14 protein-coding genes are annotated in these 12,974 nt (G+C 68.6%); 4 read left to right on the forward strand and 10 right to left on the reverse strand.

Features of this window, described 5'->3' with window-relative positions:
* Positions 1–112: 112 nt before the first annotated feature.
* A complete protein-coding gene (locus MFF40_RS12005) occupies positions 113–328 on the forward strand; it encodes a hypothetical protein (RefSeq protein ID WP_147855710.1) in 216 nt (71 codons plus the stop codon).
* 448 nt (positions 329–776) lie between these two features.
* On the opposite strand, the gene lpdA is transcribed toward MFF40_RS12005, so the two are convergent.
* From lpdA to MFF40_RS12040, 7 genes are all read right to left on the reverse strand, one after another.
* The gene (gene lpdA, locus MFF40_RS12010) at positions 777–2,216 is read right to left on the reverse strand and encodes a dihydrolipoyl dehydrogenase (RefSeq protein WP_147855711.1); all 1,440 of its coding nucleotides are present in this window, start codon (positions 2,214–2,216) and stop codon (positions 777–779) included.
* A 13-nt stretch (positions 2,217–2,229) separates the two neighbouring features.
* A complete protein-coding gene (locus tag MFF40_RS12015; protein ID WP_238260586.1) occupies positions 2,230–3,651 on the reverse strand; it encodes a pyruvate dehydrogenase complex dihydrolipoamide acetyltransferase in 1,422 nt (473 codons plus the stop codon).
* A 4-nt stretch (positions 3,652–3,655) separates the two neighbouring features.
* Positions 3,656–4,249, reverse strand: a complete 594-nt coding sequence (locus MFF40_RS12020) for a Uma2 family endonuclease (RefSeq protein ID WP_147855430.1) — start codon at positions 4,247–4,249, stop codon at positions 3,656–3,658.
* A gap of 18 nt (positions 4,250–4,267) precedes the next feature.
* Entirely contained in the window at positions 4,268–4,555 is a 288-nt protein-coding gene (locus tag MFF40_RS12025) for a DUF5076 domain-containing protein (protein ID WP_147855429.1), read from the reverse strand.
* Positions 4,556–4,625: 70 nt separating this feature from the next.
* Entirely contained in the window at positions 4,626–6,071 is a 1,446-nt protein-coding gene (locus MFF40_RS12030) for a pyruvate dehydrogenase complex E1 component subunit beta (RefSeq protein WP_147855428.1), read from the reverse strand.
* Positions 6,072–6,125: 54 nt separating this feature from the next.
* Entirely contained in the window at positions 6,126–7,214 is a 1,089-nt protein-coding gene (pdhA, locus tag MFF40_RS12035) for a pyruvate dehydrogenase (acetyl-transferring) E1 component subunit alpha (protein ID WP_187277766.1), read from the reverse strand.
* A gap of 196 nt (positions 7,215–7,410) precedes the next feature.
* Positions 7,411–7,722, reverse strand: a complete 312-nt coding sequence (locus MFF40_RS12040) for an FtsB family cell division protein (RefSeq protein ID WP_147855427.1) — start codon at positions 7,720–7,722, stop codon at positions 7,411–7,413.
* 102 nt (positions 7,723–7,824) lie between these two features.
* Here MFF40_RS12040 and MFF40_RS12045 point away from each other — a divergent pair, with 102 nt between their 5' ends.
* The gene (locus MFF40_RS12045; RefSeq protein WP_147855426.1) at positions 7,825–9,006 is read left to right on the forward strand and encodes an adenylate/guanylate cyclase domain-containing protein; all 1,182 of its coding nucleotides are present in this window, start codon (positions 7,825–7,827) and stop codon (positions 9,004–9,006) included.
* Positions 9,007–9,136: 130 nt separating this feature from the next.
* Here the strand turns inward: MFF40_RS12045 and eno are convergent, their stop codons facing one another.
* Together eno and MFF40_RS12055 are read right to left on the reverse strand one after the other, a co-directional pair.
* Positions 9,137–10,426, reverse strand: a complete 1,290-nt coding sequence (eno, locus tag MFF40_RS12050) for a phosphopyruvate hydratase (protein WP_238260588.1) — start codon at positions 10,424–10,426, stop codon at positions 9,137–9,139.
* A gap of 166 nt (positions 10,427–10,592) precedes the next feature.
* Entirely contained in the window at positions 10,593–10,799 is a 207-nt protein-coding gene (locus tag MFF40_RS12055; RefSeq protein ID WP_147855424.1) for a hypothetical protein, read from the reverse strand.
* A 125-nt stretch (positions 10,800–10,924) separates the two neighbouring features.
* On the opposite strand from MFF40_RS12055, the gene queF reads away from it, so the two are divergent.
* On the forward strand, positions 10,925–11,377 hold the full coding sequence (gene queF, locus MFF40_RS12060) for a preQ(1) synthase (RefSeq protein WP_147897243.1): 453 nt from the start codon (positions 10,925–10,927) through the stop codon (positions 11,375–11,377).
* A gap of 64 nt (positions 11,378–11,441) precedes the next feature.
* On the opposite strand, the gene MFF40_RS12065 is transcribed toward queF, so the two are convergent.
* The gene (locus MFF40_RS12065; RefSeq protein ID WP_147897244.1) at positions 11,442–11,768 is read right to left on the reverse strand and encodes a hypothetical protein; all 327 of its coding nucleotides are present in this window, start codon (positions 11,766–11,768) and stop codon (positions 11,442–11,444) included.
* 536 nt (positions 11,769–12,304) lie between these two features.
* On the opposite strand from MFF40_RS12065, the gene MFF40_RS12070 reads away from it, so the two are divergent.
* Positions 12,305–12,973 (forward strand): class I SAM-dependent methyltransferase, encoded by a 669-nt coding sequence (locus MFF40_RS12070; protein ID WP_147855766.1) that lies wholly within the window; start codon positions 12,305–12,307, stop codon positions 12,971–12,973.
* Position 12,974: the final 1 nt, after the last annotated feature.

Below are 12,974 nucleotides of genomic sequence, written 5' to 3' on the forward strand. Positions count from 1 at the left end.
GAAAGGGGAACGTCGATCACGCGACGTGGCTGTGCGCTGCGTACTATTTTCGATTGCAAGTTTTGGTTAAAATTACAATTATAGGTTGGGGGGCTGCCGACCGGGAGGGATCATGCAACCGTCGGAATGCTGTATTTTTCGCATGATCCTCGCGTCCGTGATCGGAAGCGCTGTCACATTGCTGTTGGTCCGTGGTTTCGACCCGTGGGCCCTGGCGCTGATTCCTCTTGGGGGAAGTCTGGCGACCGTGTTCGTAATCGCCCTGTTCCAGGCCATCAGCCTCGCCCTGATGGCTTCGTCGCGCCAGAACACCGAGTCTGCAACCTAGCGGCGGATTGAGCGGACCTTCCCACCCTAACCCTCATCCTGAGGTGCCGCAGCGAAGCGGAGGCCTCGAAGGAGCCCTCCAGAAGTCTCCGCGATCCCTGAAGCCCTCCTTCGAGGCCCAGCGATCTTCGATCGCCGGGCACCTCAGGATGAGGCTACGATGTTTACACATCTGCATCGGACACCGCCGCTCGCGATAGAGCGCGACCGGCCCCCTCTCCCGTGCGGGAGAGGGGACCCGCGCTCCATCCTGCACCCGTACTGCCGACACCGATGCGTGAATCCGGTAGCAGGATGAGGGGAGAGATTGGAATCTCCGAAGCCTTCGCCACAGCCATCGTCTTTGCGAGTGGAACTGAGCGATCCCGGAGCACGATGTGTCTCCGGGCTGCTGTGCGCGTAACCAGGGCGCGGGGCGAGCGAGCCGCCTCCGCGCCCGGTATCGACCGTCAGCTATGGATCACCTTGCCATACGCGTCGAGTACGCTTTCGTGCATCATCTCGCTGAGCGTCGGGTGCGGGAACACCGTGTGCATCAGCTCTTCCTCGGTGCTCTCCAAGTTCATCGCCACGACGTAACCCTGGATCAGCTCGGTCACCTCGGCGCCGACCATGTGGGCGCCAAGCAGCTGGCCGGTCTTGGCGTCGAACACCGTCTTGACCAGGCCGTCCGGCTCGCCCAGCGCGATCGCCTTGCCGTTGCCCGCGAACGGGAAGCGGCCGACCTTGACGGTGAAGCCCAGCTCCTTGGCCTTGGCCTCAGTGAGGCCGACGCTGGCGATCTGCGGCTGGCAATAGGTGCAGCCCGGGATCTTGGCCTTGTCCATCGGGTGGGTGTGCAGGCCCTTGATGGTCTCGACGCAGATGACGCCCTCGTGCTCGGCCTTGTGTGCGAGCATCGGCGGGCCGGCGACGTCGCCGATGGCGTAGAGACCGGGGACGTTGGTCCGGCCCAGCCCGTCGGTCACGACGATGCCGCGGTCGATCTTCACCCCGAGCTTTTCGAGACCGATATTCTCGATGTTGCCGACCACTCCCACCGCCGAGATCAGCTTTTCGGCCGTGATTTGCTGGGTCTTGCCGTCGCCGCCCTCGATGGTCGCCGTGACGGAATCGGCGCCCTTCTCGACTTTGGTCACCTTGGCGCCGGTGAGGATCTTGATGCCCTGCTTCTCGAAGCGCTTGCGCGCCAGGCCCGCAATCTCGGCATCCTCCACCGGCAGGATCTGCGGCAGCAGCTCCACCACGGTCACCTCGGCGCCCATGGTCCGGTAGAATGAGGCGAACTCGATGCCGATCGCGCCCGAGCCCATGACGAGCAGGCTCTTGGGCATCGTCTCCGGGACCATGGCCTCGTAATAGGTCCAGATCTGCTTCTTGTCGGGCTCGATCCCGGGGATCGCCCGCGGCCGGGCTCCGGTGGCCACGATGATGTGCTTGGCCTGGTAGCTGCCCGCTCCCTTGGCGCCCTTCGGAGCCTCGGCGCGCTTCGATTCCTTGACGGTGACCTGGCCGGGCTGGTTGCCCGTGGCGACGCTGTCGACCGAGGCCTCGCCCCAGATGACGTCGACCTTGTTCTTCTTGAGCAGCATGCCGACGCCGCCGTTGAGCCGGCCTGAGACGCCCCGCGAGCGCTTCACGATGGCCGCGGTGTCGAACGACACCTCCTTGGCCGACAGGCCATAATCGGAGGCGTGCTGCATGTAGTGGTAGATCTCGGCCGAGCGCAGCAGCGCCTTGGTGGGGATGCAGCCCCAGTTCAGGCAGATGCCGCCCAGGTGCTCCCGGTCGATCACCGCGGTCTTGTAGCCGAGCTGCGCCGCGCGGATCGCGGTGACGTAGCCGCCGGGGCCGGCGCCGATGATGAGGATGTCGTAGGTGTCGGACATTGCGTGCTCCGGCTCAGACCAACATGCCCATCGGGTTTTCGATCAGCCCCTTGAAGGCCGCGACCAGTTCCGCGCCGAGCGCGCCGTCGAGGACGCGGTGGTCGCAGGACAGGGTGGCGGTCATCACCTGGACCACCGCCGGAGCGCCGTCCTTGACGACGACGCGCTTCTCGCCGGCGCCCACCGCCAGGATGCTCGATTGCGGCGGGTTGATCACCGCGGTGAAGTGCTTGATCCCGAACATGCCGAGGTTCGACACCGAGGTGACGCCGCCTTGGTATTCTTCGGGCTTGAGCTTCTTCGCGCGCGCCCGGGCGGCGAAGTCCTTCATCTCCTTCGAGATGGTGGACAGGGTCTTCTCGTCGGCCCGCCGGATCACCGGGGTGAACAGCCCGCCGTCGATCGCCACCGCCACGCCGACTTCGGCCTGCTTGAAGCGCAGCACCCGGTCCTCGGCCCAGACCGCGTTGGCGGCGGGCACGCGGGTGAGCGCCAGGCCCATCGCCTTGATGACGAAGTCGTTCACCGAGAGCTTGAAGGCCGGCTTGCCGTCCTTGTCCTTGCCGGCGGAGCCGTTGAGCGTCTCGCGCAGCTTCATCAGCGCGTCGAGTTCGCAATCCACGGTGAGGTAGAAGTGCGGGGCCACCTGCATCGCCTCGGTGAGGCGCTTGGCGATGGTCTTGCGCATGCCGTCCAGCGGCACCTCCTCGTAGGAGCCCTTGGCGTAGAAGCCCCGGACCTGATCGAGGGTGAGGCCGGCCGGCGCTCCGGCGGCGGGGGCGGCCTTCGGCGCGGGTGCTGCCGCCTTGGGCGCCTCGGCGGCGGCCTGCGGCGTCGGCGCCTTGGTGCCGCCCGAGGCCTTGGCGGCCTGGACGTCCCGGGCGATGATCCGCCCGTGCGGGCCGCTGCCCGCCACGGCGGCGAGCTCGACGCCCTCCTGCTTGGCGATCCGGCGTGCGAGCGGCGAGGCGAAGACCCGGCCTCCCGAACCGCCCTGCTGCTGCGGCGCGGTCCCGCCGGGCTGGGCGCCCTCCGGCGCCTCGTTCACCCGCTCGTAGGACATGTGGCCGCCGCCGGGCGTGGTGTTCTGGTCGGCCGGCGCCGGCGCCGCGGATTGCGGCTCGGACTTCGGCTCGGCTTTGGCCTTCGGCTCGGCATTGCCGCCCGCGGCCTGCACGCTCGCCGGATCCTCGCCCTCGACGGCGATCACCGCGATCAGGTCGTTGACCGCCACGTCGGCGGTGCCCTCTGGGACGACGATCTTGGCGAGGACGCCCTCGTCGATGGCCTCGACCTCCATGGTCGCCTTGTCGGTCTCGATCTCGGCGAGGATGTCGCCGGATTTCACGGCGTCGCCCTCTTTCTTCAACCACTTGGCGAGGTTGCCCTTCTCCATGGTCGGCGACAGGGCGGGCATGAGCACGTTGATCGGCATGGCATCAGGTCTCGGGCAAGGCCGGGGCGGCCGGATCGTCGAAGGGAAACAGGTCGTCGAGGGGGAACGGGACGGCGTCGAACGGCGCGAGCGCTACGGTCTCGCCGCGCTGGATCGTGGCCAAGACCACCCAGCGCCCATCCGCGAGGGCAAAGCCTTCCAGAAACCCTTCGCCCGGATCGAGCAGCCAGAGGTGGCCGATCCCTGCCTCGGCGTAGATGCGGCGCTTGGGACCGCGGTCGAGGCGCATGGTGGGCGGCGACAGGATCTCGCAGACCCAATCCGGCGCGGTCGTGATGAAGGCATCCGCGGGTTCGGTCGGCATCCGCTCGCGGCGCCAGGCAGCGAGATCGGGCACGACCACGTGAGGGTCGAGATGAAGCTCCGGCTCGATCATGAAGATCCAACCCCCGGGACCCTCACGCCCACGGCTGAAGGTAAAATCGAGCTCGCCGGAGAGCCGTACTGCCGCGCTGGCGTGCCCAGGCCGCGGACGCGGGTGTGTCTCCAGGGTGCCATCGATGATCTCGGCGACGAGATGCTCCGGCACGGCCACGAGATCCGCGTAGGTCGCCTGCCGGACAGCCGCCTCAGCCATGGTCGGATGCCGCCATCGCTAGTTGAAGCCGCCGGGGTCGAGCCCCTCGGCCTCCCAGCCGGCGCGGATGCGCTCGAACGCCTCCTCCTCCGACATGTCGGTCTCCAGCGCGTAGGCGCGGGCCGCCTGCCGACCGAGGTCGAGCAGCAGCCGGCCCCAGGTCGCAGGATCGTCGAACGAGCGGCGGAGCGCCACGCTCACGGCCCCGTCCACCACGGCCGCGCGCAGCACCTCGATGCCGCCCTGCGCGCGGGCGTCCGGCGGGATGGCCAGTTCGACGAAGTCCTGTGTGGGATCCTGGCTCATGGCGCGCCGGCTGGTTTCCGAACCCGTTCGGGGCAGACGGACGGGGCTGCGGCGCCACCCGCAAATCCCGTCACTTGTAGCAGACGCTCTTGGCCGCCTCGACGACCTCGGCCACGGTCGGCAGGGCGAGCTTTTCCAGGTTCGCCGCGTAGGGCATCGGCACGTCCTTGCCGGTGATGCGCAGGACCGGGGCGTCGAGATAGTCGAAGGCGTCGACCATCAGGCGGGCCACGATCTCGGCGCCGATGCCGGATTGCGGGAACCCCTCCTCCACCGTGATGCAGCGGCCGGTCTTCTTGACCGAGCGCACCACGGTCTCGGAATCCATGGGCCGGATCGTGCGCAGGTCGATCACCTCGGCCTCGATGCCCTCCTCGGCGAGGATCTGCGCGGCCTTGAGCGCGTAGGTCATGCCGATCGCGAAGGACACGATGGTCACGTCCTTGCCGGTGCGGTGGACCCGTGCCTTGCCGATCGGCAGCACGAAGTCGTCAAGCTGCGGCACCGGGAAGGACTGGCCGTACAGGATCTCGTTCTCGAGGAAGATGATCGGGTTCGGGTCGCGGATCGCGGCCTTGAGCAGGCCCTTGGCGTCAGAGGCCGTGTAGGGGGCGATCACCTTGAGGCCCGGCACGTTGGAGTACCACGCGGAATAATCGTGGCTGTGCTGGGCGCCGACCCGGGCGGCCGCGCCGTTGGGGCCGCGGAACACGATCGGACAGCCGAGCTGGCCACCGGACATGTACAGGGTCTTGGCCGCCGAGTTGATGATGTGGTCGATCGCCTGCATGGCGAAGTTGAAGGTCATGAACTCCACGATCGGCTTCAGGCCGGACAACGCCGCGCCGACGCCGATGCCGGCGAAGCCGTGCTCGGTGATCGGGGTGTCGACCACGCGCCGGGCGCCGAACTCCTGCAGCAGCCCCTGGGTGATCTTGTAGGCGCCCTGATACTCGGCGACCTCCTCGCCCATGACGAAGACGTCGCCGTCGCGGCGCATCTCCTCGGCCATGGCGTCGCGCAGGGCCTCGCGGACCGTGGTGGTGACCATCGGGGTGTTGGCCGGGAACTCCTCCATCACCGGCTCGTCGGCCTTGTTGGTGATGATGGCCGGCGCCGCCGGCGCGTTCGGGGCGTCGGAGCCGGTCTTGGCCGCCGGGGCGGGTTTCTCGGCCATCCCCTCGGCCTGCATGTCCGGCGTCGGGGCCGGGTGGCCGCCGGCGCCGTTAGGCTTCGGCTTACCACCGCTGGCGGCCGCCTCGGCCACATCCTCGCCCTCACCCGCGATGATGGCGATCGGCGTGTTGACCGCGACGCCCTCGGTGCCCTCCGCGATCAGGATCTTGGCGAGCACGCCCTCGTCGATGGCCTCGACCTCCATGGTCGCCTTGTCGGTCTCGATCTCGGCCAGCACGTCGCCGGACTTGACCGGGTCACCCTCTTTCTTCAGCCACTTGGCGAGCTTGCCCTCCTCCATGGTGGGGGAGAGGGCGGGCATCAGGATGTCGGTCGCCATGCTCAGCTCTGCGGTCGTCTTTTCGGTCGGGGCGGCCAGGGTTTCGCGGACGCGCTAGGCGTGCGCATCCAGCAGGATGTCGGTCCACAGCTCGGCGGGATCCGGCTCGGGATCGTTGGTGGCGAACTCGGCCGCCGCGTTCACGGTCTCGCGGACCTTGGCGTCGGTCGCCTTGATCTCCGCCTCCGGCACCCCGTGCAGCTCAAGCAGGCGCTTGCGCACCATCTCGATCGGGTCGTGCTCGTCGCGCATCTTCGAGACCTCGTCCTTGGTCCGGTACTTGGCCGGATCGGACATGGAATGGCCGCGGTAGCGGTAGGTCTGCATCTCCAGGATGTAGGGGCCCTTGCCCGTGCGGGCGTGCTCGACCGCCCGCGCCGCCGCCTCGCGCACCGTGCGCACGTCCATGCCGTCGACCTGCTCGCCCGGGATGCCGAAGGAGAGGCCGCGCTTGGAGAAGTCGGTCTGCGCCGAGGCCCGGGCCACCGAGGTGCCCATGGCGTAGCGGTTGTTCTCGATCACGTAGACCACGGGCAGCTTCCACAGCGCCGCCATGTTGAAGCTCTCGTAGACCTGGCCCTGGTTGGCCGCGCCATCGCCCATATAGGTGAGGCTGACCTTGCCGTTCTCCCGGTAATGATCCGCGAAGGCGAGGCCAGTGCCCAGCGAGACCTGGGCGCCCACGATGCCGTGGCCGCCGAAGAACTGCTTCTCGCGGCTGAACATGTGCATGGAGCCGCCCTTGCCGCGGCTGTAGCCGCCCCGGCGGCCGGTCAGCTCGGCCATGACACCCTTGGGGTCCATGCCGCAGGCCAGCATGTGGCCGTGGTCGCGGTAGCCGGTGATGACCTGGTCGCCGTCGACCGAGGCCATCTGCATGCCGATCACCACGGCTTCCTGGCCGATATAGAGGTGGCAGAACCCGCCGATCAGGCCCATGCCGTAGAGCTGGCCGGCCTTCTCCTCGAAACGCCGGATCAGCAGCATCTCGTGATAGGCGTGAAGGTCTTCCTCGCGGGTGAATTGCGGCATGTTGGGCGCGGGCTTGTGCGCCTCGATAACCTGAGCGCTTCCGGCCTCTGAGCTTCCGACCTGCGGTTGCGAGGACGAAGCGTCCTTCGCAGGCTCCTTGGCGGCGTCCATCGGCGCTCTCCCCGTGATTCCACGCGACTGGAACGGGGTGTAGGACAGCACCGTTTGGAAAGCGAGGGTGGACGCTCTGACAGGTCGCCCCTCTTGTCAGAGGCGATCTAAAGCATCGTCCCGAACGGCAGCCGCCGGCTTTCGTGCATGGAAGAGGCCGACCTTAAGTGGCGGCGCGTAGGGCCGGAGCGTGATGTCAGGGCGTGATGACGACCACGTCGTTGGCGTGGACGCGGCCCAGCACGATCCGGGCCCGCTCTTCCAGGAGGTCGCGGTCGATCTGGTCGCTCTTGAGCAGGGTCACCCGGTGCTCCCAGGTCGCCCGCTCCGCCCGCACGGCGGCGAGCTCCCGGGTGAGGCCGTAGGCGCGGATCTTCAGCACCTTCTTGGCCTCGAGGCCGCGGTTGCCGCTCTCGGCCTGCCACACGAAGAAACCGACGACGAGCGCCGACAGGGTCCAGAGACCCAGGGGCAACACGACCATTCTGACGCGGCGACGGACGACCATGGCGCCAGCCTCGCGCGGAAAGGTTAACGGAGTTTTTCGGTGCTGCCGGTTCGTACCCGTCGGGTATGATCCGGGCCGGACAGAGGGAGCCCCGGCGCACCGATGGACATGACGGAGCTGACGCGCTGGATCGCGGAGCACGCGACCGCGACCGACGACCACGACACGATGCTGGCGCGGGTCTGCGAGGCCCTGTGCGCGGCCGGCGTCCCGCTCTGGCGGGTCAGCGTCATGTCGCCGGCCATCGACCCGACCGTGCGGGGCGTCAGCCTGAACTGGCTCCTCGGCCAGGGCCTGACCTTCGTGCCGAACCCGCACGGCGCCGAACAGGAGGCCGACTGGCTCCGCAGCCCGATCTTCGCGATGCTGGAGCGGGGCCAGACCTTCGGACGCTGGCGCCTCGACAGCCCCGGTCCGGAAACGGATTACCCGATCCTGCACGGCCTGCGCGCCGAGGGCGGCACCGAGTACGCGGTCCAGATCGTCGGCTTCGCGCCCGGCACGGCGTTGCGCGGCGTCGCGATCTCGTTCTGCACCCAGGCCCGCGACGGCTTCACGCAGGCCGACCTCGCGGCGGTCGCGGCGGTGATGCCGACCTTCGCGCTGGCGGTGGCCAAGCTCGGCCTCGGACATACCCTACGCGAGGTCACGGCGACCTATCTCGGGCGCTCCACCGCGGAGCGGGTCCTCGACGGGCAGATCCAGCGCGGCCAGGGCCGGGCCGTCCCGGCCGCGATCCTACTGACGGACCTGCGCGGCTTCACGGCCCTGTCCGACCGGGCCGACCCCTACGACATGGTCACCTGGCTCAACGAGCATTTCGACGCGCTGGGCGATCCCGTGGCCCGGCACGGCGGCGAGATCCTCAAATTCCTCGGCGACGGCTTCCTGGCGATCTTCCCGGTGGCCGATGCCGGCATCCTGCCCTGCCCCGTCTGCAACAGCGCCCTCGACGCCGCCGCGGACGGACTCGCGGCCAACGCCGCGCTCAACGATCACCGCCGGGCCGCGGGGCTACCGGAGCTGACTGCCGACTGCGTCGTGCATTTCGGGACGGTGGTCTACGGCAATGTCGGCACCGAGCGCCGCCTCGACTTCACGGTGATCGGGCGGGCGGTGAACGAGGCGAGCCGTATCGAGAGCCAGTGCGAGGCCCTCGGCCACACGCTGCTGGTTTCGGATTCCTTCGCGGAACGGTGCGCCCGGCCTCTGAAAACGGTGGGAACCATCGAGCTGCGGGGGCTGGCGCGGCCGCAGAAGGTCTGGACGCTGCCGGGTGACTGAAGTTCGTCGGCCGAAGGACGTGGAGCGCCGTTCCCGGTCATTGCTTCGCTGCGCTCGCAATGACGGTGCAATTTGAAAGACGGCCCCCGTCTTCCCTCCCCGCAAGCCGGGAGGGAAGACGTATGCGAATTCAGCCCCGCGCCAGATGCTTGATCGCCGAAGCGCCGGCGTAGAGCGCCTGCGGACCGAGGCCCTCCTCGATACGGATCAGCTGGTTGTACTTCGCCAGTCTGTCGGAGCGGGCCAGCGAGCCGGTCTTGATCTGCCCGCAATTGGTGGCGACCGCGAGGTCCGCGATGGTCGAATCCTCGGTCTCGCCGGAGCGGTGGGACATCACCGCGGTGTAGCCGGCGCGCTGGGCCATATCGACGGCCGCCAGGGTCTCGGTCAGCGTACCGATCTGGTTGACCTTGATCAGGATCGAGTTGGCCGTGCCCTCGGCGATGCCGCGGGACAGGCGCTCGACATTGGTCACGAACAGGTCGTCGCCCACGAGCTGGCAGCGATCGCCGATCTTCTCGGTCAGGAGCTTCCAGCCGGCCCAGTCGTCCTCGGACATGCCGTCCTCGATCGAGAGGATCGGGTAGTTGGCAACCAGCTGGGCCAAGTAATCGACCTGAGCCTCGATCGAGCGGTTCGTGCCCTCGCCCTCGTAGGCGTAGGCGCCGTCCTTGAAGAACTCGGTGGCGGCGCAGTCGAGGCCCAGGGCGATCTCGGTGCCGGGCTTGAAGCCGGCGGCCGTGATCGCGTCCATCACGAAGTCGATGGCGGCCTCAGCCGACGGCAGGTTCGGGGCGAAGCCGCCCTCGTCGCCGACATTGGTGTTGTGGCCGGCCTTCTTCAGCTTGCCCTTGAGGGTGTGGAACACCTCGGAGCCCATGCGCACGGCGTCGGCGAGCGACTCCGCGCCCACCGGCAGGATCATGAATTCCTGGAAGTCGATCGGGTTGTCGGCGTGCGCCCCGCCGTTGATGATGTTCATCATCGGCACCGGCAGGACCCGCCCCTGCACGCCGCCGACGTAACGGTAGAGTGGCAGGCCCGAGGCCTCGGCCGCCGCCTTGGCGACCGCGAGCGACACGCCCAGAATCGCGTTCGCCCCGAGGCGCGCCTTGTTGGGGGTGCCGTCGAGCTCGATCATCGCCTCGTCGACGGCGACCTGATCCTCGGCCTCCATGCCGCCGATCGCGTCGAGGATCTCGGTCTGCGCGGCCTCGACCGCCTTCAGCACGCCCTTGCCCAGGAAGCGGCTCTGATCGCCGTCGCGCAGCTCGACCGCCTCGTGGGCGCCCGTGGACGCCCCCGACGGGACGGCGGCGCGGCCGAACGAGCCGTCCTCCAGAAGGACGTCGACCTCGACCGTGGGGTTGCCGCGGCTGTCGAGGATCTCGCGGGCGCTGATATTGGTGATCGCGGTCATTACAGGTCCTCTCGCGGGGCCGCTTGTCGGCAGCGGCGGCCCCGATCCGGGGTGCGGCGCATCGCGGCGGCTTATCCGTCAAGCCGCGTCCGGCGGCAAGCATCCGGTTAGGTGGCGCCTGTGCACGTGTCGTGACAGCGATGAATCGCAACGCTGACGTGCGGGCCTACCGCACGCGCAGCGGGGCCGGGTGCCGGACCGGGGTCGCGGCCAGGGATCGGTTCAGCCTACGTAACTGGACATCGTTGCGGGCACAGAGGTCGTAGCTGGTCATGGCATCGAGCATGCGCTGGACCGCGTCGTCTTCCCTAGCGCGGGCGGGAGCGGCTGCAGCCGCGACCATCGCAATCAACCCGAAGGCAATGAGACGCATCGTATCGTACCGGCTTCGGACAGCGTCGACGGCCACCCGCTCCGCGGATCGTGACGGAAACCGGTAAAGAATTGGTCGCGGCGCGCATGGGTGCGCCGGACCGCACGCGGGCTTATAAAGACGCCATGACCACGCCTGAGACCCTGCAGCTCGGCCAGCCCACCCCGCTGCCGTCCTCCCCCGCGGATGCCCGCCTCGACCGGGTGCCGAACCCGCATGCCGACACCGATTACGTAGCCCGGTTCACCGCGCCCGAGTTCACCTCGATCTGCCCGGTCACCGGCCAGCCGGATTTCGCCATCCTGGTGATCGACTACGTGCCTGGCGACTGGCTCGTGGAATCGAAGTCGCTCAAGCTTTATCTCGGCGCGTTCCGCAATCATGGGGCGTTCCACGAGGATTGCACCGTGGCGATCGGCAAGCGCCTGCGCGATCTGCTGGAGCCGCGCTACCTGCGGATCGGCGGGTACTGGTATCCGCGCGGCGGCATCCCGATCGACGTGTTCTGGCAGACCGGCGAGCCGCCGAAGACGATCTGGCTGCCCGAGACCGGGGTCGCCCCCTATCGCGGCCGCTGATCCGGCATGAAAAAGGCGACCGGCTCGCGCCGGTCGCCCTTCAGATCCGTTGGGATCGTCGCCCTTAATAGGGGGCGCCGTAATAGCCGCCGTAGGCCGGGGCGCCGTAGCCGTAAGCCGGAGCGCCGTAGGCCGGCCCGTAGCCGCCGCGGTTGTAGTAGTTGTTGGCTGCGCCGGCAGCGACGGCGCCGGCGGCCAGGCCGGCAATGCCGAGGCCGATGGCGGCGCCGGTTCCGATGCCGCGACGTCCGCCGCGGTAACCGTAGCCGTGACCATAGCCATGCCCGTATCCGCCGTGGAAACCGTACGGACGGGCCTCGGCGCCGGTCGTGGCGGCGACGCTGCCGAGGGCCAGGGCGGCGGCGGTGGCGATGATACCGATCTTGCGCATGACGTTCCTTCTCGATCCGTGATCGAACATGCCCACTAACGTGGCTGCACAACGAACGGTTCCGAGTTTTCGTATGCGGATTTTGATAACCATGATCGCCTGAACGACGGTTCATCTCCGACCCATACGATAGAATCACTGCCGGTCGCCCGGGCATTCGCAAACGCCCGCCGCTGGTCTTGTGAATACTTTCCGCATCGCAGTGGGTCTAAACCTGCGGCTGTTGCGCCGAGGGTGGGGGCGGCGCTGTCCGACCGCCCGGTTCCCGTCTTACGCCGGCTCAGGCGGACGGAGATCCCGATCTCACCCTCGTCCTGAGGCGTGACCGAGCGAGCCCTCAGCGATCGCATGGCTGGCCGGAGGGCTCCCTAGAGGTCTCCGCTGCGCGCCCTCGTCTCAAAATGACGGCGCGGACGGGAAAGACCAGTCCAACGCAATCTCAGCCGGTATGACGCCGGCTCGTGCATCCCGTTCCAGGTGGAAACTGCTTACCTACGCTTGCGCCGCGACCGGCGCGGTTCCGGAGAGCCGACCCCATGGATGCCCTCACGCTGATCCGCGATACCTTCGCGCCGCTCGCCGGCAAGCGCATCCTCGACATCGGGTGTGGGCCCGGGACCCTGGCGAAACGGCTCACGGAGGACGGCGCCTCGGTGACGGGCGTCGACCCGGGCGAGGCGGCCCTGGGCAAGGCCCGGGAGGCCGTGCCGGCCGCGCGGTTCGAGGCCGCCTCGGCCGAGGCCCTGCCGTTCCCTGACGCGCATTTCGACGGCGCCGTGATGTTCAACGCCCTGCACCACGTGCCCGACCCCGCCGCCGCCCTGCGCGAGGCGGCCCGGATCGTGGTGCCGGGCGGGACCCTGGTGGTGGTGGAGCCCCTGGCCGAGGGCAGCTTCTTCGACGCCCTGCGGCCGATCGAGGACGAGACGGCGGTCCGCGCCGCCGCGCAGGAGGCCATCGCGGTGGCCCTGTCGGGTGGTGCCTTCCTGTGCCGTCAGGACGTGACCCTGGCACGGCGCGAGAGCTTCGCCGACCTGGACGGTTTCCTGGCGCGGGTCAGCGCGGTCGATCCCGCCCGGGAGGCAACGATCCGAGCCCGGCGGCCGATCGTGGAGGCGGCGTTCCGGGGCGCGGCCGAGCGCGAGGCCGACGGGCGCTACTCCCTGGTCCAGCCCCTGCGCATCCACGTGCTCCAGCCGGCCTGAC

The organism is Methylobacterium mesophilicum, assembly GCF_022179445.1.
GTDB classification, from domain to species: domain Bacteria; phylum Pseudomonadota; class Alphaproteobacteria; order Rhizobiales; family Beijerinckiaceae; genus Methylobacterium; species Methylobacterium mesophilicum.